The sequence below is a fragment of the Salinifilum ghardaiensis genome (genome assembly GCF_054491345.1).
Window position 1 is genome coordinate 2741902 of record NZ_CM137101.1, and the last position, 25857, is coordinate 2767758.

Sequence of the window (25857 nt, forward strand, 5' to 3'; positions counted from 1 at the left end):
CCTCGCCGCAGCATCCCCGCCGGAGTGTCGCCCCTGCGCAGCGGAGGTCCACGCGTTGCGCGCCGGCCGGAGGGCGCGCATCCGGCGGGGAGCACCCGGGCAGCCGCGCACCGCGGGAACGAGGACCCCTCACCCGCCGAGCATTTTCATTCGTGCGAGTGATGAGATGAGAAATCCATTCGGGCTTCTGCATTCGCAGCGTGTTCAGCTCGACACGTCCGGGGTGCACCCGACACGGGGGCGCACGGGTGATCGCCACGACCCCGGAGCTTGAGATGCTTGGAGCCCGAGACGACCCCGAGCGGGACAGGAGGTGTTGGCGATCCGGAACGTCGTCCCCGGCCGGCGCGCGGCCTGGGCGCACCGGGTCCTCGGCGCACCGGCAGGCGCCGGCAGCCGCCCGCGGTGTGTAGGCCACACCACATTCGGCGGGAAAAACCGCCGCCTGTGTTCGCTCTACACGAAACCCGGGGAATTCGAGTGGGCGCGACGGTGTTTTTCGGCCGGTGTTGACGCCAATACTGGGGGTACGCAGCCGAAGACAGGAGCGCCGTGGGCCATCGGCTGACGGCAACGCCAACAACCCGCTACGTCCGCGAGTCGGCCGGAATGACAGGTCGGCCGCCGTTGTTGACCGAGAAAGACCCCAGCAATACGGACTGCCGGCGCAGCAGTCAGGGAGTGCGAATGTTCGAAAGGTTCACCGACCGCGCGAGGCGGGTGGTCGTCCTGGCCCAGGAGGAGGCCCGGGCGCTCAACCACAACTACATCGGCACCGAGCACATCCTCCTGGGCTTGATCCACGAGGGTGAGGGTGTCGCCGCCAAGGCGCTGGAGTCGCTGGGAATCGCGCAGGAGGGCGTGCGCCAGCAGGTCGAGGAGATCATCGGCCAGGGCCAGCAGGCACCGAGCGGGCACATCCCGTTCACCCCGCGGGCGAAGAAGGTCCTCGAGCTGTCGCTGCGGGAGGCGTTGCAGCTCGGCCACAACTACATCGGCACCGAGCACATCCTGCTCGGCCTGATCCGCGAGGGCGAGGGCGTGGCCGCGCAGGTGCTGGTCAAGCTCGGCGCCGACCTCAACCGGGTGCGCGAGCAGGTGCTGCAGCTGGTGTCCGGCTACGGCGCGGAGTCGCAGTCCGGGGAGTCCGCGGCCGGTGCGGGCGTGGGCTCCGGCGGGGAGAGCGGCCAGCGCGCCGCCTCGCTGACGCTGGACCAGTACGGCCAGAACATGACCCAGCAGGCCCGGGACGGCCGCCTCGACCCGGTCATCGGCCGGGAGACCGAGATCGAGCGCATCATGCAGGTGCTCTCGCGGCGCACGAAGAACAACCCGGTGCTCATCGGCGAGGCCGGCGTCGGCAAGACCGCCGTCGTGGAGGGCCTGGCCCACCGGATCGCCAAGGACGACGTTCCCGAACCGCTGCGGAACAAGCACCTCTACACCCTCGACCTGAGCTCGCTGGTGGCCGGGTCGCGCTACCGCGGCGACTTCGAGGAGCGCCTGAAGAAGGTGATCAAGGAGGTGCGCACTCGCGGCGACATCATCCTGTTCATCGACGAGATCCACACCATGGTCGGCGCGGGTGCCACCGAGGGCGCGATCGACGCGGCCAACATCCTCAAGCCGGTGCTCGCGCGCGGTGAACTGCAGGTCATCGGCGCCACCACGCTCGAGGAGTACCGCAAGCACATCGAGAAGGACGCGGCCCTGGAGCGCCGCTTCCAGCCGATCCAGGTCGCCGAGCCCTCGGTCACCGACACGGTCGAGATCGTCAAGGGGCTGCGCGACCGCTACGAGGCGCACCACCGCGTGTCGTTCACCGACGGGGCGCTGGCCTCGGCCGCGAGCCTGGCCGACCGCTACATCAACGACCGGTACCTGCCGGACAAGGCGATCGACCTCATCGACGAGGCCGGTGCGCGGCTGCGGATCCACCGCGCCACCAGCGGCGAGGACCTGGACACCGCCGCCGAGGTCGACGAGGAGCAGATCGCGGAGGTGCTGGCCCACTGGACCGGCATCCCGGTGTTCAAGTTGACCGAGGAGGAGACCTCCCGGCTGCTGCGGATGGAGGACGAGCTGCACAAGCGGGTCATCGGCCAGGAGGACGCGGTCAAGGCCGTGTCGCAGGCGATCCGCCGCACGCGCGCGGGGCTGAAGGACCCCAAGCGCCCGTCGGGCTCGTTCATCTTCGCCGGCCCCTCCGGGGTGGGCAAGACCGAGCTGTCCAAGGCGCTGGCGGAGTTCCTCTTCGGCGATGACGACGCCCTGGTGCAGATCGACATGGGCGAGTTCCACGACCGCTACACCGCCTCGCGGCTGTTCGGCGCGCCCCCGGGCTACGTCGGCTACGAGGAGGGCGGTCAGCTCACCGAGAAGGTGCGGCGCAAGCCGTTCTCGGTGGTGCTGTTCGACGAGATCGAGAAGGCGCACCAGGAGATCTACAACACGCTGCTGCAGGTGTTGGAGGACGGGCGGCTCACCGACGGGCAGGGCCGCACGGTGGACTTCAAGAACACGGTGCTGATCTTCACCTCGAACCTGGGCACCGGCGACATCTCCAAGACCGTGGGCCTGGGCTTCTCCTCGGGGGCGGAGCAGGAGACCGACTACGAGCGGATGAAGTCCAAGGTCAACGAGGAGATGAAGAAGCACTTCCGGCCGGAGTTCCTCAACCGCATCGACGACGTGATCGTGTTCCACCAGCTCACGCGCGACGAGATCGTGCAGATGGTGGACCTGCTGACCAGCCGGGTGGAGAAGGCGCTCAAGTCGAAGGACATGTCGCTGGAGCTGACCGACAAGGCCAAGAGCCTGCTGGGCCGCCGCGGGTTCGATCCGGTGCTGGGTGCGCGGCCGCTGCGGCGCACGATCCAGCGGGAGATCGAGGACAAGCTCTCCGAGAAGATCCTCTTCGGCGAGATCGACCCCGGCCAGATGGTCGTCATCGACGTGGACGGCTGGGACGGGGAAGGCTCCGACGAGGACGCCACCTTCACCTTCCGCGGCGAGAGCAAGCCCGCCCTCGTCCCGGACGCCCCGCCGGAGAACCTCACCCGCTCCGAGTGACCGCGATGAGCCCTGCTCACCCGCGGTCAGCGCAGCGAAGGTCCCCGTGCTCGTGCACGGGGACCTTCGCATGTCCGCCCGGTGCCGGCTCGCTCCCGCGGAGACCCCGGCGGCATCCTGGGCGGGATGGGTCGGTACTCCGCGGGCATCCTGCTCTACTCCACGGGCGCGGCGGGCACGCGCGTGCTGCTGGTGCACCCGGGCGGCCCGCTCTGGCGCAACCGCGACGCGCACGCCTGGTCGGTGCCGAAGGGCGAGTACGCGCCCGGACAGCAGGCGCGGGAGGCGGCGCTGCGCGAGTTCGCCGAGGAGACCGGCGCGGTGCTGGACGGAACCGGGTTGCTCGACCTCGGTTCGGTGCGCCAGCGCGGCGGCAAGGCGGTCCACGTGTGGGCGCGCTCGGGCGAGTTCGACGTCGATGCGCTGCGCAGCAACGAGTTCGAACTCGAGTGGCCGCCCCGCAGCGGGCGGGTGCAACGGTTCCCCGAGGTCGACCGGGCGGCGTGGTTCGACCTGGACACGGCGCGGGAGAAGATCAACACCGCCCAGGCGGCGCTCCTCGACCGGCTGCAGGAGGCGCTGGCCGGGCAGGGCGGCGACTCGTGATCGCGACCCGGGCTCCGGTAAGTTGCGAGCATCGACTCCCGCCCGGCGTGAACGCCGGAGTTCCCACCGATGAGGAGGAACGATGACGCGTTACCACATCGTCGACGCCTTCACCGAGCACGTCGGCGCGGGCAACCCGGCCGCCGTCGTCGCCGCGGCGGAGCCCTACACCGATGCGTGGGCGCAGCGGGTCGCCGCGGAGTTCAACCTCTCCGAGACCGCCTTCGTCCGCCCGCTGGACGGCGACGGGGCCGACTACGAGCTGCGGTGGTTCACGCCGACCACCGAAGTCGCCCTGTGCGGCCACGCCACGCTCGCCGCGGCGCACGTGCTCGCCGGCGGCGGAGCCGGCGCGGACGGCCGCCGGGGCGAGCTGCGGTTCTCCACCCGGCACAGCGGCGTGCTCACCGTCCGGCAGCGGGAACAGCTGCTGTGGATGGACTTCCCCGCCAACCCGCCCGCCGGGTGCGCAGCACCCGCGGGACTGGCCGAGGTCCTCGGCGCCGCCATGCGGTGGACCGGCACTGCCGATACCGGTGACCTGCTCGTGCTGCTCGACGACGAGGCGGCGGTGCGGGAACTCACCCCGGACGTCCCCCGCCTGACCGAGTTCGCCGAGCGCGGCGTGATCGTCACCGCCGCGGCCGACCCGGGGCAGGAGCACGCGTTCGCCTCCCGCATGTTCGCGCCGGCAGCCGGGATCGGCGAGGATCCGGTCACCGGCAGCGCGCACACCGTGCTCGGGCCGTTCTGGGCGCAACGCCTGGGCGGCGACTCGCTGCGCGCGCTGCAGTGCTCGCCGCGCGGTGGCGAGCTGCTGGTGCAGCTCTCCGGCGCGGGCCGGGTGGACCTGGGCGGCGCGGCGGTCGCCGTGGCCGAGGGCCGCTTGTTGTGCTGACACCGCTTCCTGCCCGAGGATGTCGAACGCAGGAACGAACGCGACGGGGAGGACGCGTGATGCGGAACCGGAGCGCGGATCTGGAAGCTCCCGCGATGGCCGAGATGCTCGGCAAGACCGCGGAGACGCTGGAGGACTTCCTCACCGAGCTGGATTCCGCTCCGGCCGCGCAGGAGGCCGATCCGGCGGTGCTGGCGGCGCTGGGCACCGCCCCTCCCGAGCAACCGCGGGAGTTCGGCGAACTGCTGCCGCTCGTGCGCGACGCCGCCGCTTCGGGAGTGGACACCGCCGGACCGCGCTACTTCGGCTACATCCCCGGCGGCGGCCTGGCGAGCTCGGCGGTGGGCGAGCTCCTCGGCCGCACCTTCAACCGCTACACCGGCTTCTCCGAGCTCGCCCCCGGCCTGGTCGCGCTGGAGGACTCGGTGCTGCGGTGGATGGCGGCGCTGTTCGCGCTGCCGGAGCAGGCGGGCGGGCTGCTGACCACCGGCGGGTCGCAGGCCGTGCTGTCGATGGTGCTGGCCGCGCGCGAGAGCCGGTTCGGCGAGGCGGACTTCCGCCGCGGCCGCATCTACCTGTCCGAGCAGGCGCACCACTGCGTCCGCAAGGCCGCCCGCGTCGCCGGCTTCCCGTCCACGAGCCTGCGGCTGGTGCCCACGTCCGACGGCCGCCGCCTCGATCCGGACGCCGCCGCGCAGATGATCGCCGCCGACCGCGCGGCCGGGCACGTGCCGTTCCTGCTCGTCGCCAGCGCCGGGACCACGAACTCGGGCAGCATCGACCCGCTGCCCGAGCTGGCCGCGCTGGCCTCCCGGGAGGGCCTGTGGTGGCACGTCGACGCCTGCTACGGCGGGTTCTTCCAGCTCACCGAGCGGGGACGCGACCGCATGAGCGGGATCGAACGGGCGGATTCCGTCTCGCTCGACCCGCACAAGAGCCTGTTCCTGCCGTACGGGTGCGGCGCGCTGCTGGTGCGCGAGGCGCGCGCGCTCACCGCCGCGCACAGCGAGGACGACGCCGAGGACTACCTGCAGGACGTCGGCGACGGCGGGCTGCCGGACTACGCAGCGCGGGGAACCGAGCTGACGCGGGAGACCCGCGGGCTGCGGGTGTGGCTGCCGCTGCAGCTGCACGGGGTGGCGGCTTTCCGCGCCGCGCTCGACGAGAAGCTCGACCTGGCCGCGCGAGCCCACCGCGCGCTGTCCGAGGACGACGAGCTGGAGGTCCCGGAGGCGCCGGAACTGTCCACGGTGGTCTTCCGCAGCCGCGCCGGGGACGCCGCGACGCGGGCGCTGCTGGAGCGGATCAACGGCAGCCGCCGGGTGTTCTGCTCCAGCACCGTGCTGGACGGGCGGGTGACGCTGCGGCTGTGCGTGCTGTCGTTCCGCAGCCACCGCGAACACGTGGACGAAGCGGTCGCGATCATCCGCGAGGCGAGCGCTACCGTGGCGGACGGCTCGGTGTGAACGCACCGCCGGGCCGATGCGGGAACTACCTCGAAGCGCGGTGCGAACGCGGAAGGTGGATGCATGCGACAGCGCACTCTCGGCGCCACGGGACCCCAGGTGTCCGCGCTCGGTCTCGGCCTGATGGGCATGTCCGACTTCTACGGCCCCGCGGACCGCGCGGAGAGCATCGCGACCGTGCACGCGGCGATCGACGCGGGGGTGAGCCTGCTCGACACCGGTGATTTCTACGGCAGCGGGCACAACGAGCTGCTGCTGCGCGATGCCCTGCGGTCCGGTGACCGGGACGAGGTGCAGATCAGCGTCAAGTTCGGCGCGATGCGCGATCCGGCCGGCGCGCTCATCGGCTTCGACGGCCGCCCCGAGGCGGTGAAGAACTCCCTGGCGCAGACGTTGCAGCGGCTCGGCACCGACCACGTCGACATATACCGCCCCGCCCGGCTGGATCCGCAGGTGCCGATCGAGGACACCGTCGGCGCGATCGGCGAGATGGTCGACGCCGGCCACGTGCGCCACATCGGGCTGTCCGAAGTGGGCGCGCGGACGCTGCGGCGCGCGGCCGCGGTCCGCCCCGTGGCGGACCTGCAGATCGAGTACTCGGTGATCTCCCGCGGCATCGAACCGGAGATCCTGCCGACCTGCCGGGAGCTGGGCATCGGCATCACCGCCTACGGCGTGCTCTCGCGCGGACTGCTGTCCGGCCGGTGGGGCAAGCAGGACTCCGAGCGGGATCCGCGCGGGCACTTCCCCCGGTTCGCCGGTGCGAACCTGGAGCAGAACCTGGGGCTGGTCGACCGGCTCCGCGAGATCGCCTCCTCCCGGGGGGTCAGCGTGGCGCAGCTGGCGATCTCCTGGGCGGTGGCGCAGGGCACGGACATCGTGCCGCTGGTGGGTGCGCGGCGCCGCGACCGCCTCGACGAGGCCCTCGGGGCGCTGGACGTGGAGCTGACCGCCGAGGAGCTCTCCGCGATCACCCGCGCCGTCCCGCCGGACCAGGTCGCCGGGGACCGCTACGACGCGGACGGCATGCGGCTGCTGGACAGTGAGCGCTGACACCTCCTCGGCCCGGTGCGCGCCACGTGCGCCCCGGACGCCGGTGGCCGTAGGCTGGGCGGGAGTCGACCGAATCGGGGCGCCGGGGGCGGAGCGCGGTTCCGGCGCCCTCCTTCCACCACGGAGGAGCCGCCCGATGCCGCAGGCGCATGCGCAGATCCGCACGGAGCGCCCGGAGCGCTACCGCAAGCAGCTCGCCTCCCACCTGGGACGGCGCTGCACGATCTCCGACGAGGCCGACGGCGGCGTCCGCATCACGCTGCCCGCTGACGGCGGCGCCGGGTCGTGCCTGCTGACCTGCCGGGCGGAAGTGCTGTTCCTCGACGCGGCGGGCGACAGCGCGGAGGACCTCTCCCGCGTGCAGGACGTGATCGGCCGCCACCTGGAGCGCTTCGGCGAGCGCGAGGGGCTCACCGTCGCGTGGAGCTGCTGACCGCGCTCCGCCGGCGCATCCCTGCGGCCGCGGGACGTTTCGGCTCCGCGGGCCGGGGGTAGGGAGCCGAGGCAGCGGAGCGCGACGGTACGACGCGGAGGGCGCGACCATGGCGGGGAAACCCCAGGTGCAGGTGCGCCGGATCTACGAGGAGTTGCGCGAGGACGACGGCACCCGGGTGCTCGTCGACCGCGTGTGGCCGCGCGGGCTGAGCAAGGACAGCGCCGCGCTCGACGAGTGGCGCCGCGACGTGGCTCCGTCCACCGACCTGCGCAAGTGGTACGGCCACGACCCCGAGCGCTTCGATGAGTTCCGCAGGCGCTACGAGCAGGAGCTCGACGCTCCCGAGCAGCGCTCCGGGCTGGAGCACCTGCGCGAGCTGGCGCGGGACGGGACGCTGACCCTGCTGACGGCGACGCGGGATCCGGACATCAGCGCCGCGCGGGTACTGGCCGAGCTGGTGCACCGCTGAGCGGTCACGCACCGCACCCGTCCCCCCGCTGGTCCTCGCCGGCCAGTTCGGCGAGCAACCGCTCCATGGCGCGGTAGCGGTCGGCCAGCCGGCGGTGCTGGTCGGGGGCGAGGGAGGACAGTCGGGAGGGATCGGCGTTGTGCGCGATGTCCTGCCGCTTGACCAGCAGCGCGCCCGGTGTCCCGGCGACGCGGCGCGCGTAGTCCGCCAACTCCTCCCCGCAGCGCTTCGTCACCGCCCGCACGATGGCCGCGGTCTCCGGTGCGAGGCCGAGGCGGTCCAGTTCGGCGAAGCACATCACGTCGTCCTCGACGGCGTCGTGCAGCCAGGCGGCGGCGACCTGCTCCGCGCTCCCGCCGTGCGCCTGGACACCGCCGGCCACGGCGGCCAGGTGCTCGGCGTAGGGGCGCCCGGCCTTGTCGGTCTGCCCCCCGTGGCGGCGCCGGGCCAGCCGTTCCACCTCGGAGGTGCTCGGGGCGCGTGCCCACCGCCGGCGGCGGCCGCGGTCGGGTGCGGTGGGGCAGTGCAGCCGCCGCGCTCCGGGAGGCTCGGGTACGGCGCGGTAGATCGCGGCCAGCCGGTGCGGCACGGTGCGGTCCGGCTCGGAGGCGATCCGGTCGAGCCGTTCGGCCACGTGGAGATCGTGCGAGTCCTCCTCCGCGCGGTGGCTGGCCGGGGTGTGGAACTGGACTTCGAACTTCTGGCCGCTCGCGGCTTCGCGCCACGAGGAGTTGATGCCGCGGTAGCCGTGCGAGGTCCAGGCGTTCTTCCACTTGATGCCGGTGAAGCAGTCGGCGAGGTCGTCGCGGATCCAGCGCGCGACGGCGGCGTAGTCCGCGTCGGGCAGGACGAAGGCGTAGCGCACCGCGTCGCGGATGCGGTCGATCGGCCAGGACCCCGGCCGCGGTTCCTCCCGCGTTTTGATGACGAGCTTGGTCTTCAGCGACAGCTCGGTCTTGCGGTGCGTGCCCTCGTCGGGACCGAGGAGGCGCGCCTGCGGGCAGCGGTTGCGCACGCGGCGCTCGACGGCGCGCATGAGCGCGGTCAGGTCGGGTTCGCACTGCGCGGCCTGCCGCAGCAGCGCGTCGGCCTGCTCGTTGGCCTCGGGCGGGAGGTACAGCGGCACCCCGCGGCGCACGCCGATCCAGGAACCGTCCACCTGCCTGCCGGAACACGCCTCCAGCGGTGTCCCGTCTCCTCCGCTCGGTGTGCTCACGGCTGTGGCACCCCCGCTCAGCGCGGTCGTCGTCCCGGCAGCGGTCGTTCCCGCTCCGCGCGTGCCGGGCGCGTGCGCGAGCGGCCCGCCGCGCGCGTGCGTTGCCCGCCGCGGGGACAGTACTGACGACTCCGTTTCCACGAAGGATTGTCGCAGCTGTGGGGGCTGGTGGTGTTGAACGACCGAGGTGTTCTCCGCCCCGGCCAGCGCGGGCGAGTCCGACCGGGCGCCGCCGCAACACCGGGTTCGGCCGCCTCGCGGCGCTGTACACCGGGGCGGCGCTGGTCACGCTCAGCATCGGCGTCGGTTGCCTGTACGCCGGCCTGTTCCTCGTCAACGTCGGTGCGGCGTGGTTCCTCGTCCCCGTCCCGGTGCTGGGCAGCAGCCTGCAGCACCCACCGCCCCGGCACCTACGTCACCCTGGCGCGGGGGTTCACCACGATGGGCGCGGTGGCCGGAGCGCTGGGGTCGAGCCTGGGGTCCGACCGCGCGGTGCGGCAGGCCGCCTACGGCTACCGGGAGGAGCAGCGCCGCGCCCGCGAGGCCGCGCAGAAGCAGCAGGACCGGCAGCGCAGCTGACCCGCGTTGCGGGCGGGTGTGCACGGCGTCCCGGTGGGCACCGGTGCGGGCGGTCCGGGAGCGGTACGCACCCGGACCGCCCGGCTGCGGCTACAGGTGCTGCCGCTGCTGTTCGCGCTGCTGTTCGTAGTGCTTGCGCGCCTGCTGCGTCGAATCGAGCGCGGAAACCTCGGCCACGGGCACGTCCCACCACGCCTCGGGTGGCAGCTGCGCCTTGTTCGGGTCGGTTTCCACGTACACCGCGGTCGGTTCGGAGGCCTCCCGCGCCGTCGCCAGCGCGTCGCGGAGTTCGTCCACGGTGTCCGCGCGCAGCACGTGCAGGCCCAGGCTGCGCGCGTTGCCGGCCAGGTCGACCGGCAGCGGATCCCCGGTGAACCTCCCGTCGGCGTCGCGGAAGCGGTACTCGGTGCCGAACCGCTCCGCGCCGATCTTGCCGGACAGGCCGCCGATGGAGGCGTAACCGTGGTTCTGCACGAGCACGAGGGTGATCTTGATCCCCTCCTGCACCGCGGTGACCAGTTCGGTGGGCGCCATCAGGTAGGTGCCGTCGCCGACGAGGGCGAACACCTCCCGGGAGTCGTCGGCCAGCCGCGCGCCGATCGCGGCGGGGATCTCGTAGCCCATGCACGAGTAGCCGTACTCGACGTGGTACTGCCGCACGTCGCGGGCGCGCCAGAGCTTGTTGAGGTCCTCCGGCATCGACCCGGCCGCGTTGACGACCACGTCCCGGTCGGCGACCACGTCGTCGAGCGCGCCGAGGACCTCGGCCTGGCCGGGGCGCTCGGCACCGCCGGCGCTGCGGGTGGTCGCGTCGATCACCTCGGCCCACCGGCGCGCGCCCGCGCGGTACTCGGCCGCGTAGCCCGCGGACACGCGGTGGTCGCCGAGCTGCTCGGTCAGCGCCTCCAGCGCGGCGCGGGCGTCGCCGATCACGGGTGCGGCGGACTGCTTGTGGGCGTCCGCACCGGTGATGTTGATGTTGACGAACCGCACGTCGGGGTTGGCGAACAGGGTCCGCGAGGCCGTGGTGAAGTCGGAGTACCGCGTGCCGACGCCGATGACGAGGTCGGCCCGCCGCGCGATGTCGTCGGAGACGGCGGTGCCGGTGTGCCCGATCGACCCGAGCTCGTTGGGGTGGTCGAACCGCAGCGCTCCCCGACCGGCCTGCGTGGAGGCCACGGGGATGCCGGTGGTTTCGGCGAAGTGCCGCAGCTGCTCCTCCGCGGCGGCGTGGTGCACCCCTCCCCCGGCGATGATCAGCGGGCGTTCGGCCGCGCGGATGCGTTCGGCGGCGGTGCGGACCGCCCGCGGGTCGGGCGCGGGCCGGGGGACCGTCCAGACGCGTTCGGCGAAGAACTCCTCCGGCCAGTCGTGGGCCTCGGCCTGCACGTCCTGCGGCAGCGCCAGCGTGACCGCACCGGTCTCGACCGGGTCGGTGAGCACGCGCATCGCCTCGAGCGCGGCGGGGACGAGCGCTTCCGGCCGCCACACGCGGTCGAAGTACCGGGACACCGGGCGCAGGCAGTCGTTGACGGAGACGTCGCCGGCGTGCGGCGCCTCCAGCTGCTGCAGCGCGGGGTCGACGCGGCGGGTGGCGAACACGTCGCCGGGCAGCAGCAGCACCGGCAGGTGGTTGATGGTCGCCAGCGCCGCGCCGGTGACGAGGTTCGTCGCGCCGGGGCCGATGGAGGTGGTGCACGCGTAGGTGGACAGGCGGTTGCTCTGGCGGGCGTAGCCGACGGCCGCGTGCACCATCGCCTGCTCGTTGCGGCCCTGCAGGTAGGGCAGCTCGTCCCGCTGCTCGAGCAGGGCCTGGCCCATGCCGCCGACGTTGCCGTGCCCGAAGATGCCCCAGCACCCCGCGATGAACCGCTCGCGCACCCCGTCGCGTTCGACGTGCTGGTTCGCGAGGAACCGGACCAGGGCTTGCGCGACCGTCAGACGCTGCGTGCTCATCGTCCCTCCACTCCGGTCTCCTGCGGCGCCCGGTAGAGCGGCAGCCGCGGATCGACGTCCTGCTGTGCCCACGTGTCGCGCACCCAGGCGTGCGCCGGGTCGTCGCAGATCCGCCACACGCGCTCCGGCGACGGGCCGGCCATCACGTTGAGGTAGTACATGTCGTAGCCGGGAACGGCCATCGAGGGACCGTGCCAGCCGTCCGGGATGAGCACCACGTCGCCGGTGCGCACCTCAGCGAGCACGTCGGTGGTGCTGCCGGGCCCGGACGGGGCGACGCGCTGGTAGCCCATCCCCGGCGTGCCGCCCGCCTCGGCGATCTCGAAGTAGTAGATCTCCTCGAGCTCGGCCTCGCCCTCGCGTTCCTCGTCGTGCTTGTGCGGCGGGAACGACGACCAGTTGGCGGCGGGGGTGAGCACTTCGACGGCGATGAGCTTGTCGGCCTCGAACACGTGCGCCGCGCCGAAGTTGTTCACCTGGCGGCTGGACTGGCCCGCACCGCGCAGCTCGACGGGCACGTCCGAGGCCGGGCCGTACCGCACGGGCAGGCGGTTGTCGCAGCGCGCCCCGGTGAGCGCGAACCGCCCGCCACCGGAACTGCGCACGCGCACCTGCGCGTCGCGCGGGACGTAGACGAAGTCGCTGACGCCGGTGAACACGCTGCCGCGGCCGGCGATGTCGTGCACCTGCCCGTCGCACTCGACGGTGCAGCCGCCGGACAGCGACAGGATGATCCACTCGCTGTCGCCGGTGGCGTACTCGTGCTCCTGGCCCGGGGCGAGTTCGAGCACGCGCAGCGAGGAGTAGCCCCAGCCGGCCGAGTCCGGGTCGACGTGGGCGGAGTACGGGTGCCGCGCCGCGGATCCGGCGGGCAGGTAGTGCTGTTGGTCGGTCAACGTCGGCTCCTTCGGGTTCAGAGCAGGTTCACCGCGGTGTCCACCGCTTTGGTCACGTCGCCGTCGTGCGGGTACAACAACGTGCGTCCCACGACGAGCCCGCGGACCGTGGGGATCCGCAGGGCGCGGCGCCACCGCTCGTACGTCGCCTCCGGGTCGGTGCTCACGTCGCCGCCGAGCAGCACCGTCGGCAGCGTGGTGGCGGCCAGTGCGGTCTCGACGGTGTCGACGTCGTCGGTGACGGGGACTTTCAGCCAGGTGTGCGCCGAGGTGCCGCCGAGGCCGGAGGCGATGGCGATCGCGCGGGCCACGCCCTCGGCGGTCACGTCGTTGCGCACCTTGCCGTCGACGCGGCTGCTCATGAACGGCTCGACCATGGTCATCAGGCCGCGGCGGGACATCTCGTTGATGGCGTCGGCGGTACCGGTGAGGGTGTTCAGCGTGCCGGCGTCGTCCGGGGCGATGCGCAGCAACAGCTTGCCGGCGTCGAACCGCAGCCGTTCGATGTCCTCGGGGCGGTGCCCGGTGAACCGGTCGTCCAGTTCGAAGGAGGCCCCGGCGATCCCGCCGCGGTTCATCGAACCGATGGCGAGCTTGTTCTCCAGCGCCCCCATGAGCAGCAGGTCCTCGAGGACGTCGGCGGTGCCGAGCACGCCGTCGACACCGGGCCGCTCCAGCGCGGTGCACAGCCGCTGCAGCAGGTCGGCGCGATCGGCCATGGCCAGGGCGTCGTCACCCGCGGCCAGCGCACCGCGCGCGGGGTGGTCGGCGGCCACGATCATCAGCTGCCCGCGCTCACCGAGCAGGTCGCGGCGAGCGCGCCGGGAGGCCGCCTCGGCCACGGCCTCGGGGCGCTGCGCCCGCACGGCGGTGAGTTCGGGGATGCTCAGTGCAGTCACTGTGGAAGCCTTTCGGTCAGACCGACGATCCGGCCGGGCTGTTCGGCAGCGCACGTGCCAGAAGATCGTCCACTTCGGACTCGGAGGGCATGGCGGAGGAGCAGGCCAGGCGGGAGGCGACCAAGGCGCCGGCGGCGTTGGCGAAGCGCATGGTCCGCTCGAGGTCCCAGCCGGACAGCAGCCCGTGGCACAGGGCACCGCCGAAGGCGTCGCCCGCGCCGAGTCCGTTGACGACGTCCACCGGCACCGGTGGCGCGACGGCGCGGTCGGTGCTGGTGCGCGCGAGCACGCCGTCCGGGCCCTGCTTGATGACGGCGAGTTCCACGCCGGCCTCGAGCAGCAGGTCCGCGGCTTCTTCGGGATCGCGCGAGCCGACGGCGCGCTCCACCTCGTCGAGGTTGCCGACAGCGGCGGTCACGTGCTGCAGCGCCTCGCGGTAGAAGCTGCGGGCCTCGTCGTGGTCGGTCCAGAACATGGGCCGCCAGTCGAGGTCGAAGACGGTGGTTCCGGACTTGGCGCGGTGCCGCAGGGCCTGCAGGGTGGCCGTGCGGCTCGGTTCGTCGGACAGGCCGGTGCCGGTCATCCAGAAGATCCGCGCCCGGGCGATCGCGTCGAGGTCGAGCTCCTCGGGGTGGATCTCCATGTCCGGCGCCTTCGGGTACCGGTAGAAGTGCAGCGGGAAGTCGTCCGGCGGGAACAGCTCGCAGAAGGTGACCGGCGTCGGGTACTGCTGCACCGCGGCGACGAAGCGGTCGTCGACGCCGAACTCGCGCAGCTGGCGATGGATGTACTCGCCGAACGGGTCGGCACCGGTGCGGCTGATGACCGCGGTGCGATGTCCCAGGCGCGACCCGGCCACCGCCACGTTGGTCGCCGTCCCGCCGAGGAACTTGCCGAACGACTCGACGTCCGCCAGGCCCACGCCCACTTGCTGGGGGTAGATGTCCACTCCGATCCGGCCGATCGTGAGCACGTCGAAGCCGTCAGCCATGTCGAGCCTCCGAGTTGGGTGGAACGGCGCCCGCGGCGGTGCGGACGCCCTGCATGCCGTACCCGGATGTTTACTGGACCACCCCGAATTTGTCAATACATTATGACTTGAGTGGGTGGTGGGGCGGCCGGTGAAACCGCTCGCCACCGGGGTTCGGGGTCACGCTCGGTGACCGTTGGTCGCTCCCGGAACCCGCTGATCGACGCCGCCGGAAGCACCATTGATCGGGCAGCCCCGGAGAGGTCAGGAGCAGGTGCGCCAGAGGGCTTCGAGCGCGGCCAGCACCCGGCAGCACAGCCTGGTCTTCCCGCTGTTCGAGCACTACGGCGTCAGCATCTGGGTGCCCGAGGTCGGCGGAGCCATCGATCCCGCCTCCGAAGCCCACGAGTTGATCACGGGTGCGTTCGGCGGCATGTCCAAGGGTGAACGCAACCGGATCAAGGTGCGCGTCCGCACCGCTATGAGCTCGCAGTCCCAGCTCGAAGGCCGCTACCTCGGCGGCCGCCCGCCCTACGGCTACCGTCTCATCGCCGCAGGAGCGCATCCCAACCCCGGCAAGGCCGCCGAAGGCAAACGTCTGCACCAACTCGCACCCGACCCCGACACCGCCCCCGTCGTCCAGCGGATCTTCGACGAGTGCTGCTCGGGCCACGGCATCTACGCCATCGCCGAAGGACTCACCCGCGACGGTGTCCCCAGCCCAGCGCTCACGACCCCGCCCGCAACACGCACCGCTCCGGCACCGCCTGGCCCAAAGGCGCCGTGCGCGCCATCCTGCTCAACCCGCGCTACACCGGCCACCAAGTCTGGAACAAACAACGCAAGAAAGAAGTCCTCGTCGACGTCGACGACGTCTCACTCGGCCACCACAGCCGCCAAACCTGGAACCCCGCCGACGAGTGGGTCTGGTCAGACCAGCCCGCCCACCCCGGCCTGATCGCCATCGACACGTTCCGCCAGGCCGCGACCATGTACCACGCACCGAAACGCACCACCGCGGTGCGCAAACCGAACCGCTCGGCCAACACCTAGCTCAAGGGACTGGTCTACTACACCTGCTGCCACCGGAGGATGCAGGGCCAGTACAACCACGGCCGCGCCTACTACCGATGCCGCTACCCCCAGGAATACGCACTGGCCAACACGCTCAACCACCCGCGCAACGTCTACGTCCGCGAAATCGACGTGCTGCCCGACCTCGACCAGTGGCTGGCCACGCTCTTCGACGAGTCCCACCGGCACGCCACCCTGCAACGCCTTACCGAAGCCGCCCACCGCGAGCACACCGACAGCACCCCCGCCTCCAACGCGCGTCAGACTCTGCAGCAGTGCGACCGCAACTCACCCAGTACCGCCACGCCCTCGACAACGGCGCCAGCCCCGAAACCATCGGCCAGTGGATCACCGACGCCGAAGCAGAAAAAGCCAAAGCGCACGCGATCCTGCGCTACCACCAACCCACGGCTCAACCCGAACCCGAGACGGTCAACACGCTGTTTCGAGCCTGCCGCGAAGCCACCCGCACTCTCCAGCAGGCACCCTCCGAGACCAAGGCGTCCGCCTACCACGCCTCGGACTCACGATCACCTACCACAAAGAAACCCACACCGCGAAAGTCCAGGGCAACCCGAACCCTCACAGTGTGGGGATTTCACCGTGTCGGAGGGGCGAGTCGAACCGAATCCCCACGCTCGTGCCGGCCACAGAACTCCAACTGGGATACCGGTGTCGTGAGCAGGTGCGGACACGCCAGCGTGACTCATCGACCCCCGTGCAGTCGGCGTTGTCCCCCTCCCACGGACGCAGGAGGAGCATTTTGCCGTTGCTGCAGTTCAAGCGTTACGCGCCGGAGCTGGAGCATCGTTCGGCCGAGACAAGGTATCCATCACTCATGAAGCACCCTCCGAGGTCTGCGACCCTTTCACAGGCGCACCCAGGCGGTGGATCCGAGCAAGACTTCACTGTGGCGGAGTGGGGCCTCGTGGGCGGGTCCGTGGCACGTCGGTCCCGCCCACGAGCTCGCTGCCGAAGGCAGCTGTTCGCGCTCGGAAGTGCCTCAGCAGCGCTTTAATGTGAACGTGTCGCCCTCGTGCAGGGAGAACATTCCGGCAGCATTGCCGAGGTTGACGGCGATCGCAAGTCGGTCCGCGGAGTCGATGTGGGCGAGCGGTTCGCCCTCGGCGACACTGCCGAATGTCTTCACGAAGGGGACCGTGGCGGTCCGATCGCCGGAGGACACTTCGAGCTTGGCCCCCTCTGCGATCCCTCCGGTGTGCAGGAAACCTGAGTCCAGCGAGGTCTGGAGGTTGCCGAAGCGGTCTTCGACGACGACTTCACCGTGGAAGACGTCGTCGTCTTGGCGACGGACTGGAGCGGGGATGCGCACAAGGTCGGCGACCGGAACCTGGGCACCGAATTCCTCGGGTGCTGCCCCGGCGGCTAGATGCGCGGCTGCTGGAGCAAAGATGTCGCGACCGTGGAAGGTGTTCGAAACCCCATCGAGCTGGAACCGCGGATCGTCGAGCACGTAGGCGGCGTCTACCCCGCCCAGTTCTTCGGCCGCTCGAAGGAGTAGACCGTTGTCCGGTCCCACCATCAATTGCTCACCAACTACGAGCACGACAGGCTTGCGCGGGGTACCCACCCCGGGGTCGACCACGATCAGATGGACGGCTTCGGGCAGGTACGGAATAGCCTGTCGGAAAATTTCAGCACCGTGTCGAACGTCGCCGCGCGGCACCAGGTGAGTAACATCCAGAATCCGCGATTCCGGCGCTATTCGGGCGATGACGCCGTGGCACACGCCGATGAACTTATTCTCTAATCCGTAGTCCGTCAGGAATGTAATCCATTTTTTCTGGGTCATGCTGCTGATCCTGCTTCTCCAATCGGGGCGTACCATGTGCACCCACGAGGTGACACAACAAATCACCGAAGACTTTTGAGGTTTCCCGACACCGACTTCACTGCTTTGCGTGCACCAAATAGCGCGAGGCCGAGATAGCCGACCGGACCCACCTGGAGCCGCTGCTCGTATTCACCATAGGAGCGACTATTTCGTGCCGCATCATTAAAGTCAATCACTGTGATATTTGATTCTATTGCTTTAAGCCGAAGAGCGGGAAGTTCCTCCCGAGAGGCACCGAGCACAGGCAGGGGGCTCGTTCCGATGCCGGGGTGGTAGTGCCCGTCGACGTCCTGAAGTTCTGGACCCGCCTGGATCATGCCGTGCGCCCCGAGCGCGACACCCAATACGGCCGTGGTGTTGGCGGCCAGCCAGCGAGGAATCTCCTCATCGATGACGAGCACGCACAGCTTCTCGACGACCGTTGAGGAGCTGGTGGAGTGGCCGCTGGTGGACTGGGTCGGATCCGGGGCGCTAGGGGGCATCTGGGGACTCTCCTGGGAGACAGCAACGACGAGCCGCAGACGTGCTGATCGCGGCGTTCGAAGGTGACGGGGCTCTTTGGTTGTGCGAGTAGTGTGGGGGGATCACCGTGCACCGCGCCACTCCCTTCGGAGAGGATTCGCCGAAGCTCCCTCAACGGCGAACAGAATCCGAAAATCCCATCCTTCGGAGGAGGAAACCCGGACGCTGTTCGCTTCACCTAACGACAGCCACCCCAAGGGGGATCTGCACCCTGAACTAGTCCATTCGAGCGTTAATTTCAAGACGCGACGCAAGCTGTTGACATCACGACTCCCAACACTGAAAAGTGGTGCCGCAACTCGGGGGCGGGACAGAGCTGTCCCGGCAATGCGTCGTGCCGTTGTTCGCGGGCGCACTGAGGCACCTCCAGAACAATTGTCAAGCTCTGTTCGTTCTCAATGGCACGTTCCGTCCAGCGCGCGAAGACCGTGCGCTCAATACGCTCGTACCGATTGGATTATCGCTGGTGCTTACGGTGAAGCTCGTTCAGCAAGGCGTCTGGCACATGTCCAAGGAGTCCATGCCTCTTGCGGCCGGGTACTTGGCAGCGTCCGTGACCGACGATGCACGGCTCGGCAAGGAGTGTCAGGTCTCCATCGAGAACTTCCCGGGCAATGTCACGCCCATCGACATGGCGATCCGACTTCTGCACGAAGGCGTCCCGGATGTCGTTGGGTTCTCTGTGCTGGGGTGGAACGTCCACCAGTTCTCTGCAGTCGCCGAGGCGGTCAAGCAGGCAAACCCGCAGACCGTGATCGTTTTCGGAGGTAACCATGTCGCCAACCAGGCCGAACGCGTGTTCCGCCACTGCCAGGCCGTTGATGTGGTGGTCAACGGCGAGGGCGAGTTCACGTTCCGTAATATCCTCCATGCAGTACTGGCTGAGGAAGACTACTTCGGTATCGAAGACATTTCCTACCAGGACAACCACGGCCAACTGGTGACGACCCAAGCGCGAGACCGCATCACCGACCTCGATGAGATTCCCTCACCGATCCTGACCGGCGCGATCCCCTTGCTCGACGACGCCGGAAACTTCCGCTACGACGTCGCCTTGCTGGAGACCAACCGAGGCTGCCCGTATCACTGCGCGTTCTGCTTCTGGGGCGGGGCCGTGGGCCAGAAGGTTCGCGCGTTCTCCCGCGAGCGGTTACGCCAGGAGCTGGAGACTCTCGCCCAAGCCAAGGCAGAGACGATCGTGCTCTGCGGTGCGAACTTCGGGATGCTTCCCCAGGACATGGAGTTCGTCGAGGACCTCATCGCCGTCAAGGATCGTTACGGCTACCCGATGGCGCTGGAAACCTCATGGGCGAAGAACAAGAACGCGATGTTCTACAAGATCGTGCGTCTGATGCGTGATGCTGGTCTGCAAAGCTCCTTCACTCTGGCCTTGCAGACTCTCGATGCCGACACGTTGAGCAACATGAACCGGCGCAACATGAAGATCAACCACTGGCGGGAGTTGGCCGAGTGGCTGGCGTCAGAAGGGCTCGATGCCTACGCCGAACTCATCTGGGGAGCACCTGGGGAAACTCCCGAGTCCTTCTTGGAAGGCTATGACGAGCTGGCCAAGCACGTCTCCCGCATCGCGGCCTACCCGCTCTTGCTGTTGCCCAACACCGATTACACTGAGCGTCGCGAGCTCTATGGCTTTGTCACGGTGCGCGGCGAGCGCGACGACTTCGAGTATGTGCTGGCGAACAAGGACGTCACTCTGGAGGAAAACCTGCGCATGCAGCGCTTCCTGTTCTGGGCGCGGCTGCTGGCCGAAAACGTGGTTCTACGCAACGTTTTCCCCGTGCTTCGGGCCGTCGGTAGCTTGACGCAGTCGGAGGCGATCCTGTCCTTGGCCGACTATGTCGACGAACAAGCTGGAGCAGGAGCACGCTTGCTCACCCAGGCCGCCGAACGCTCGACGGCAGACCCGGACTCGCTGGCCCCTGCGTTGGAATATTGCTTCACGGAGCCGGAATTCGACGGACTCGTTCTCGACTGGTGGCACCAACAGGTGCGCCCGACGCTGCCCGAAGCATGGCGCGAGGCAGCTGGCGAAGTCCTGCGCTTCGACCTCGACACCCGTCCCCTGCCTTCCCCCGACAAGCGCGGACTGGGTGATGCCCAGCTGATTGAAACCGAGGCATTGCACTTCTGGGCAGTCGAACGGGAATACGCCTACGACATCCCCAAACTCGTCCACACGGCCAAGGCCACCGGCGAACTCGTGAGTGCGCCTGCCCGGAGGCCCACACGAATGCGACTGCTCTTCCGGGATGGCTTCGCTGAGCTCGCACGCTCGACCAACCACGAAGAAACCGCCCACTACGTCGCCCGGGTAGAGCCCATCCCGAAGCTGGCCTTCAACGAGAGCTGACACTGCTGTCAGCAACCTCACCGAACACAACACCAGGTGGAGGTCACGGGTTTCGTTCTCCACCGGGTCGTCCGCATGAACACAGCACCGCGAAGCTCCGAAGAATCACAGGCCACCGAACAAGGCCACGGCGCCCAGACCACCGAGAGCAGCTCCCGCTCCCACGTCGATGGCCGAACGTACCGAAGTTCGGGTCAGCGCCGCGCCCAACAAACCGATCGCCGTGACATACAGTGTCCACCAGCTCGCCGCGCACACCATCACGACAGCCCCCATGACCAACGTCTGAGCGAACACCGGTGTTCCCGGGACCAGGAACTGCGGCATGAACGTCAGATAATAGATCAGAGCTTTTGGGTTCAGTACGTTGTTGAGAAATCCCTGCACTGCCGGTGATCCGGTGCTGCGCGGTGGGGTCAAGTCGGCCTCCGGGTGCCGTCGCCGCCGCCATGCCGAAACCACCAGCATCCCACCCAACAACACCAGGTAACTGCCTCCCAGGACACGCAAGACCATGAGCATCACGGTGTTGGCGGCCACGACCGCGGCGAGACCACTGGCCGCCACCAGCGTCAAGAAGGCCAACCCAGTGCAGATGCCCACGACGGTGAAGTACCCCTGGCGCCGATCGCCGGTGACGGCGTTACGTGTGACCACCACGAAGTCAGGGCCAGGCACCACCAGCATCAACAAGGTCGTCGCAACGAAGACGGGTAGATGTGCGATCATAAGCGTCCCATGCAGTGCGGAAGCGGAAATCACCAAAACGGCGGAACACCAGTCTCGCCAAAGAAGCAGCAAGGGAATAGCATCTCCGTGTAGAGTTCGGATGATGCCTCAATCAGTCAAACTAGATCCGGTTGACCTGCAGATCCTGGCAGTCTTGCAGAACAACGCCCGACTCCCCAACAAGGACCTGGCCGCTACGGTCGGCATCGCCGCCTCAACCTGCCTGGACCGCGTCAACAGGCTCCGTGAAGTCGGGGTCATCCTCGACTACGGCGTCAAGGTCGACGCCGAGAAGCTCGGCAGGCCCCTGCAAGCGCTGCTCTCCATCCGCGTGCAGCCCCACCGGCGTCCGTTAGTCGATCCATTCGTCGAACACGTGCTGTCCCAACCGGAAACCCGCGAGCTCTACCACCTCACAGGTCCTGACGACTTCCTCGTGCACGTGGCCGCGGAAAGCGCCGACGCCCTGCAACGGCTCGTCCTCGACGAATTCACCGCCCGGGACGAAGTTGCCCTCGTACACACCAACCTCATCTTCCAGCGTTGGGAAGGCAGCCCACTACTCCCACCTACCGAGTAACGACAGGCACAGCCCACCAACCAGTCTCGGTCGTCGCTGGGCAGCTGCTGGGCTGCGGCAACGCGCTCGTCGAGCCCGGCGAAGGGATCGAAGCGGGGCAGCTTCGGGTGCGTCGGCAGGCTGAGCGCGTGCAACGATCGCAGGAGGGCGCCGAGCTCGGCCGTCGTGGCCGGGCGATGCTCGCAGCTCCTCGACCTCTACCGCGAGGAGGAATGGTGACCCGTCTCGCCATCACAGGACACCGGGGCCTTCCGAGTGCCACCGCCGAGGCCGTCGACCGCGAGTTGCGGCAGATCATCGCCGGCTGCAGCGAGCTCGTCGGGTCGAGCTGCCTGGCCGACGGTGCCGACTCGCAGTTCGCCCGAGCCGTCCTCGACCGCGGCGGCAGCCTGACCGCAATCGTGCCCTCCGCGGAGTACCGCGACGGGCTTCCGGCCGAGCACCACGCCACCTACGACGCACTGTTCGAACAAGCCGCCGACGTGGTCCGCCTCGACCACGTGGAGTCCACCGAGCAGTCCCACGTGGACGCGAGCGAAACCATGCTCGATATGACCGACGAGCTCACCGCCGTGGGGGACGGCCAACCGGCACGCGGGTTCGGCGGCACCGCCGACGTCGTCGCCGCGGCCCGCGATCGCGGACTGCCCGTCACCGTGGTCTGGCCCGACGGCGCCAGCAGGGACTGAGCGCTCGCGCTGCCAGTACCGCACGCGCTCGGGCCGATCGGAGCGAACACCACCGACCAGAACGGGCGCGGTTCCTCACGAGGCCGGCACGCCACCCGCGGACACCTCACCGGTGAGCGGAGCGAGCGCGTCGAGCAGTGCTTCGGCCGCAGCGGTGTCGTCCGGCCCCCCGGTTTCGAACTCGGCGAGTTCCACCCCGATCACCTCCCCGCCGGCAAGCGCGCACGCCATCGCGCGCAGGTCCGCCGGCCGCAGCCCACCCGGCACGCTGTAGTCGGTGGCCACGGAGCCCGGTTCCAGCACGTCGCAGTCCAGGTGCACGTAGACCGGACGGTCCTCGACGGCCGCGGCCACGCGCTCGGCGAACCCCGCTCCCGGTGGGACCGTCCGCACGCTCGCGTCCAGCAACGGTCGCTCCCCCGCGTCGACGTCGCGCACGCCCGCCAGCACGACGTCCTCCAGCCGCAGCCCCGCGCCGAGCCCGGAGCGCCACAGTCCGGCCGGTCCGGACAGCGCGAGCCCGCCGAGGTACCCGCTCGGCGTCGTCCCCGGCGTGTTCAGGTCGGCGTGCGCGTCCAACCACAGAACGCACGCGTCCGGCCGGTGCCGCACCACGGCGGGCAGCGTCGCCAAGGCAGCGGCGCAGCGGTTGAGCACCGTCACCGGAACGGCGCCGTCGGCGAGCACCTGCCCGAGGTGCGCGCCCAGTTCCCGCAGCTGGGGCAGCGCCGCGTCGAGTTCGACCCCCCAGTCGGCGTTCAGCGCCGGGCGCGGCGTGCCGAGCACCGCCGGTTGCAGGCCCAGCCGGCGGGACGCTCGCTCACCCAGCACGCGCGCCCCGGTCATGGCCCGATCGTTGTGGTCGCCCGCGCGTCCGGCGAACACCGCCAGCGCGCGTTCCCCGGGCACGTCAGCTGGGCTCGGCATGCCACGCTCCTGCCCCGTCTGCGCCCCGTCGTTCCGCCGGGTGCCCGTCGTCATCGCCTCGCGCGCCCCGCCCTCCGCTCGGGGCCGTTCCGTCGGGCGCACCGGCCGGCGCGCTGACGCGCTCCTCACACCACGGCCTCATCGGTCTCCCCCTCGTCGCCGGCCCCGCGCACGGGCAGCGCGTCGAACGCGGCCGGTGGCTCGCGCCAGTTGCGGCCGTCATCGCCGCGGCGGGCCGCCTCGATCGCCCGCCAGACGCGCTCCGGGGTGGCGGGCATGTCGACGTGCCGCACGCCCAGGTGCCGCAGGGCGTCGACCACCGCGTTCTGCACCGCCGGGGTCGCGCCGATCGTCGCCGACTCGCCGATGCCCTTCGCGCCCATCGGGTTGCTCGGCGTGGGCGTCTCGGTGTTGGCCGTCTCCAGCGGCGGCACGTCGGCGGCCGAGGGCACCGCGTAGTCGGCCAGCGTGGCCGTGGCGGGGTTGCCCTCCTCGTCGTAGCGCATGTGCTCCCACAACGCCTGCGCCATGCCCTGCACCGCACCGCCCTGCTGCTGGCCGCGCACGAGCAGCGGGTTGACCACGGTGCCGCAGTCGTCGACGGCGAGGTGGCGCACCGGGGTGACCATGCCGGTCTCGGCGTCGACGTCGACGACCGACACGTGCGCGCCGAACGGGAACGTCGCGCCGTCGGGGCTGAAATCGGTCTGCGCCCGCAACGGCACCTCCTGCTCGTCGGCCGCGGCGACGATCTCGCTCCAGGTCAACGTCGCGCCCGGCACGCCGGAAACCCCGAGACCGCCCGACTCGGCGACCTCGATGTCCTCCGAGGAGGCCTCCAGGCGCGCCGCGGCGACCTCCTTGGCCCGCTGCAGCACCTGCTCGCCGGCCTCCCGCACGGCGCTGCCGCCGAGCTGCAGCGAGCGGGACCCGCCCGTGCCGGATCCGCGCGGCACCCGCGCCGTGTCGGACTGCACGAACTCGACATCGGCCATGTCCAGTCCCAGCATCTCGGCGACGATCATCGTGAACGCGGTGGCGTGCCCCTGGCCGTGCGCGGAGGTGCCGACGGCGATGCGGGCGCCGTCGGCGTCCACCGCGACCTCGGCGTACTCTCCGGAACCGCCGCCGGTGATCTCCACGTAGGTGCTCACGCCGATGCCGAGCAGCGTCGTCTCCCCCGCCGCGATGCGCCGCTGCTGCTCGGCGCGGAGAGCCTCGTGGTCGATCGCGCGCAGCGCTTCGTCGAGCGGGCGCTCGTAGTCCCCGCTGTCGTAGCGCGCGCCCACCAGCGTGGTGTGCGGGAAGTGCTCGGGCCGCAGGAAGTTCCGCCGCCGCAGCTGGAGCGGATCCATGCCGAGATCGGCCGCGGCGACGTCCATCGCGCGTTCCAGCATCGCGGCCGCCTCGGGGCGGCCCGCACCGCGGAACGCCCCCATCGGGGTGGTGTTGGTGAGCACGCCCATGGCGTCGTAGCTGATCTCGGGGACGTCGTAGACGCCCTGGGCCATCAGCCGCGTCGGCCCCAGGGGGAACGAACCGCCGAACCCGGCGTAGGCGCCGGAGTCCCCGAGCACGCGGCAGCGCATGCCCACGAGGCGCCCGTCGCGGCGCAGCCCGAGCTCGACGTACTGCACCTGGCCGCGGCCGTGCGGCATCGCCTGCATGTTCTCCGAGCGCGTCTCCACCCAGCGCACCGGGCGGTCGAACCGGCGCGCCAGGGCGATGACCACGGCGTGCTCGGGGGCCAGGCCGGCTTTCCCGCCGAAGGCCCCGCCGACGTGCGGGGTGACGACGCGCACCCGTTCGGCCGGCCAGTCGAACGCGGTGGCCGCGGCGTCGCGCAGGCCGTGCGGCATCTGCGTGGACACGTGGATGGTGACCTCGACGCCGTCCTCGGCTCCACCGGGTTCGACGAGGATCGCGTTGCCCTCCATCGGCACGACGGCCACGCGCTGGTTCTCGATGCGCACGCGGCTGACGACCTCGGCCTCGCGCAGCACGTCCGCACCCGCGGCGTCGCGGAAACCGCCGGCGACGTTGCCGCCCAGCTCCGGGAACTGGGCCGGCGCACCGTCGGCGACGGCCTGCTCCGGGTCCACCGCGACCGGCAGCGGGGTGAAGTCGACGTCCACCAGCTCGACGGCGTCGGCGACGGCCTCGGGGCTCTCGCCGACGACGACCGCCACGGGTTCGCCGACGAACCGCACGCGGCCGGTCGCCAGCGGCGGCCGCCGGCAGGCGGGGTTGAACTCCACGAACGGGGGCGGGGTCGGCACGTCGAGCTCGCTCGCCGACAGCGCCGCGACGATGCCGGGCGCGGATGCGGCGGCGGAGGTGTCGACGGCGTCGACGGACGCGTGCGCGACCGGCGAGCGCGCGAACCCCACGTGCAGCATGCCGGGCGCGGAGCGGTTCCCCACGTATCCGGCGCGCCCGCGGAGGAGCTCCGGGTCCTCGACTCGTCGGACCTCGTTGCCGAGCAGCGATCCCACCATGATCGCCACCCTAGTGCCCGTGCCCGCCCGACGGCACCACCGAGGTGCGCCACCGGCGCGTCGGGGACGTTCCCACCCCCGCGCGACGCTTCCCCG

At 70.4% G+C, this 25857-nt stretch carries 22 protein-coding genes; 12 read left to right on the forward strand and 10 right to left on the reverse strand.

Annotated features, from left to right (window positions below; genetic code table 11):
* Positions 1 to 687 precede the first annotated feature (687 nt).
* The 7 genes from ACVGV0_RS12575 (at position 688) to ACVGV0_RS12605 (ending at position 8000) form a co-directional block, all read left to right on the forward strand.
* Positions 688 to 3072 (forward strand): ATP-dependent Clp protease ATP-binding subunit, encoded by a 2385-nt coding sequence (locus ACVGV0_RS12575; protein ID WP_459155853.1) that lies wholly within the window; start codon positions 688 to 690, stop codon positions 3070 to 3072.
* A gap of 126 nt (positions 3073 to 3198) precedes the next feature.
* The gene (locus tag ACVGV0_RS12580; RefSeq protein ID WP_459155854.1) at positions 3199 to 3678 is read left to right on the forward strand and encodes an NUDIX domain-containing protein; all 480 of its coding nucleotides are present in this window, start codon (positions 3199 to 3201) and stop codon (positions 3676 to 3678) included.
* Positions 3679 to 3760: 82 nt separating this feature from the next.
* A complete protein-coding gene (locus ACVGV0_RS12585; RefSeq protein WP_459155855.1) occupies positions 3761 to 4576 on the forward strand; it encodes a PhzF family phenazine biosynthesis protein in 816 nt (271 codons plus the stop codon).
* A 59-nt stretch (positions 4577 to 4635) separates the two neighbouring features.
* Positions 4636 to 6042, forward strand: a complete 1407-nt coding sequence (locus tag ACVGV0_RS12590) for a pyridoxal phosphate-dependent decarboxylase family protein (RefSeq protein WP_459155856.1) — start codon at positions 4636 to 4638, stop codon at positions 6040 to 6042.
* A gap of 63 nt (positions 6043 to 6105) precedes the next feature.
* The gene (locus ACVGV0_RS12595; protein ID WP_459155857.1) at positions 6106 to 7095 is read left to right on the forward strand and encodes an aldo/keto reductase; all 990 of its coding nucleotides are present in this window, start codon (positions 6106 to 6108) and stop codon (positions 7093 to 7095) included.
* 136 nt (positions 7096 to 7231) lie between these two features.
* Complete coding sequence (locus ACVGV0_RS12600) at positions 7232 to 7528, forward strand: DUF2218 domain-containing protein (protein ID WP_459155858.1); 297 nt, start codon at positions 7232 to 7234, stop codon at positions 7526 to 7528.
* Positions 7529 to 7637: 109 nt separating this feature from the next.
* A complete protein-coding gene (locus tag ACVGV0_RS12605) occupies positions 7638 to 8000 on the forward strand; it encodes a DUF488 domain-containing protein (protein ID WP_459155859.1) in 363 nt (120 codons plus the stop codon).
* 4 nt (positions 8001 to 8004) lie between these two features.
* On the opposite strand, the gene ACVGV0_RS12610 is transcribed toward ACVGV0_RS12605, so the two are convergent.
* Positions 8005 to 9216 (reverse strand): HD domain-containing protein, encoded by a 1212-nt coding sequence (locus ACVGV0_RS12610; RefSeq protein ID WP_459155860.1) that lies wholly within the window; start codon positions 9214 to 9216, stop codon positions 8005 to 8007.
* Between the two features lie 342 nt (positions 9217 to 9558).
* Here ACVGV0_RS12610 and ACVGV0_RS12615 point away from each other — a divergent pair, with 342 nt between their 5' ends.
* Complete coding sequence (locus ACVGV0_RS12615) at positions 9559 to 9795, forward strand: hypothetical protein (protein ID WP_459155861.1); 237 nt, start codon at positions 9559 to 9561, stop codon at positions 9793 to 9795.
* Positions 9796 to 9885: 90 nt separating this feature from the next.
* On the opposite strand, the gene iolD is transcribed toward ACVGV0_RS12615, so the two are convergent.
* The 4 genes from iolD to iolC are packed head-to-tail and all read right to left on the reverse strand — an operon-like array spanning position 9886 to position 14537.
* Positions 9886 to 11751 (reverse strand): 3D-(3,5/4)-trihydroxycyclohexane-1,2-dione acylhydrolase (decyclizing), encoded by a 1866-nt coding sequence (iolD, locus tag ACVGV0_RS12620; RefSeq protein ID WP_459155862.1) that lies wholly within the window; start codon positions 11749 to 11751, stop codon positions 9886 to 9888.
* Complete coding sequence (gene iolB, locus ACVGV0_RS12625) at positions 11748 to 12647, reverse strand: 5-deoxy-glucuronate isomerase (RefSeq protein WP_459155863.1); 900 nt, start codon at positions 12645 to 12647, stop codon at positions 11748 to 11750. The genes iolD and iolB overlap by 4 nt, the downstream gene beginning before the upstream one ends.
* Positions 12648 to 12664: 17 nt before the next feature.
* A complete protein-coding gene (locus tag ACVGV0_RS12630) occupies positions 12665 to 13546 on the reverse strand; it encodes a Cgl0159 family (beta/alpha)8-fold protein (protein WP_459155864.1) in 882 nt (293 codons plus the stop codon).
* A gap of 16 nt (positions 13547 to 13562) precedes the next feature.
* Positions 13563 to 14537, reverse strand: a complete 975-nt coding sequence (iolC, locus tag ACVGV0_RS12635; RefSeq protein WP_459155865.1) for a 5-dehydro-2-deoxygluconokinase — start codon at positions 14535 to 14537, stop codon at positions 13563 to 13565.
* A 762-nt stretch (positions 14538 to 15299) separates the two neighbouring features.
* Between iolC and ACVGV0_RS12640 the strand changes: the two genes are divergently transcribed.
* Complete coding sequence (locus tag ACVGV0_RS12640; protein ID WP_459155866.1) at positions 15300 to 15569, forward strand: recombinase family protein; 270 nt, start codon at positions 15300 to 15302, stop codon at positions 15567 to 15569.
* 1024 nt (positions 15570 to 16593) lie between these two features.
* Here the strand turns inward: ACVGV0_RS12640 and ACVGV0_RS12645 are convergent.
* A complete protein-coding gene (locus tag ACVGV0_RS12645) occupies positions 16594 to 17403 on the reverse strand; it encodes an SAM hydrolase/SAM-dependent halogenase family protein (RefSeq protein WP_459155867.1) in 810 nt (269 codons plus the stop codon).
* Positions 17404 to 17465: 62 nt separating this feature from the next.
* Positions 17466 to 17846, reverse strand: coding sequence for a DUF2000 domain-containing protein (locus tag ACVGV0_RS12650; RefSeq protein WP_459155868.1), 381 nt, complete (start codon positions 17844 to 17846; stop codon positions 17466 to 17468).
* Positions 17847 to 18256: 410 nt separating this feature from the next.
* On the opposite strand from ACVGV0_RS12650, the gene ACVGV0_RS12655 reads away from it, so the two are divergent.
* On the forward strand, positions 18257 to 20338 hold the full coding sequence (locus ACVGV0_RS12655; protein WP_459155869.1) for a KedN5 family methylcobalamin-dependent radical SAM C-methyltransferase: 2082 nt from the start codon (positions 18257 to 18259) through the stop codon (positions 20336 to 20338).
* A gap of 105 nt (positions 20339 to 20443) precedes the next feature.
* Here the strand turns inward: ACVGV0_RS12655 and ACVGV0_RS12660 are convergent, their stop codons facing one another.
* Complete coding sequence (locus ACVGV0_RS12660) at positions 20444 to 21139, reverse strand: LysE family translocator (RefSeq protein WP_459155870.1); 696 nt, start codon at positions 21137 to 21139, stop codon at positions 20444 to 20446.
* A 31-nt stretch (positions 21140 to 21170) separates the two neighbouring features.
* On the opposite strand from ACVGV0_RS12660, the gene ACVGV0_RS12665 reads away from it, so the two are divergent.
* Together ACVGV0_RS12665 and ACVGV0_RS12670 are read left to right on the forward strand one after the other, a co-directional pair.
* On the forward strand, positions 21171 to 21647 hold the full coding sequence (locus ACVGV0_RS12665) for an Lrp/AsnC family transcriptional regulator (RefSeq protein WP_459155871.1): 477 nt from the start codon (positions 21171 to 21173) through the stop codon (positions 21645 to 21647).
* A gap of 212 nt (positions 21648 to 21859) precedes the next feature.
* Positions 21860 to 22336 carry a hypothetical protein gene (locus tag ACVGV0_RS12670; RefSeq protein WP_459155872.1) on the forward strand — a complete coding sequence of 159 codons (477 nt, stop codon included), beginning with the start codon at positions 21860 to 21862 and terminating at the stop codon, positions 22334 to 22336.
* Between the two features lie 75 nt (positions 22337 to 22411).
* Here ACVGV0_RS12670 and ACVGV0_RS12675 read toward each other — a convergent pair whose 3' ends face one another.
* Both ACVGV0_RS12675 and ACVGV0_RS12680 read right to left on the reverse strand, forming a co-directional pair.
* The gene (locus tag ACVGV0_RS12675; protein ID WP_459155873.1) at positions 22412 to 23263 is read right to left on the reverse strand and encodes an arginase family protein; all 852 of its coding nucleotides are present in this window, start codon (positions 23261 to 23263) and stop codon (positions 22412 to 22414) included.
* A 125-nt stretch (positions 23264 to 23388) separates the two neighbouring features.
* Positions 23389 to 25761 carry a xanthine dehydrogenase family protein molybdopterin-binding subunit gene (locus ACVGV0_RS12680; protein WP_459155874.1) on the reverse strand — a complete coding sequence of 791 codons (2373 nt, stop codon included), beginning with the start codon at positions 25759 to 25761 and terminating at the stop codon, positions 23389 to 23391.
* Positions 25762 to 25857: the final 96 nt, after the last annotated feature.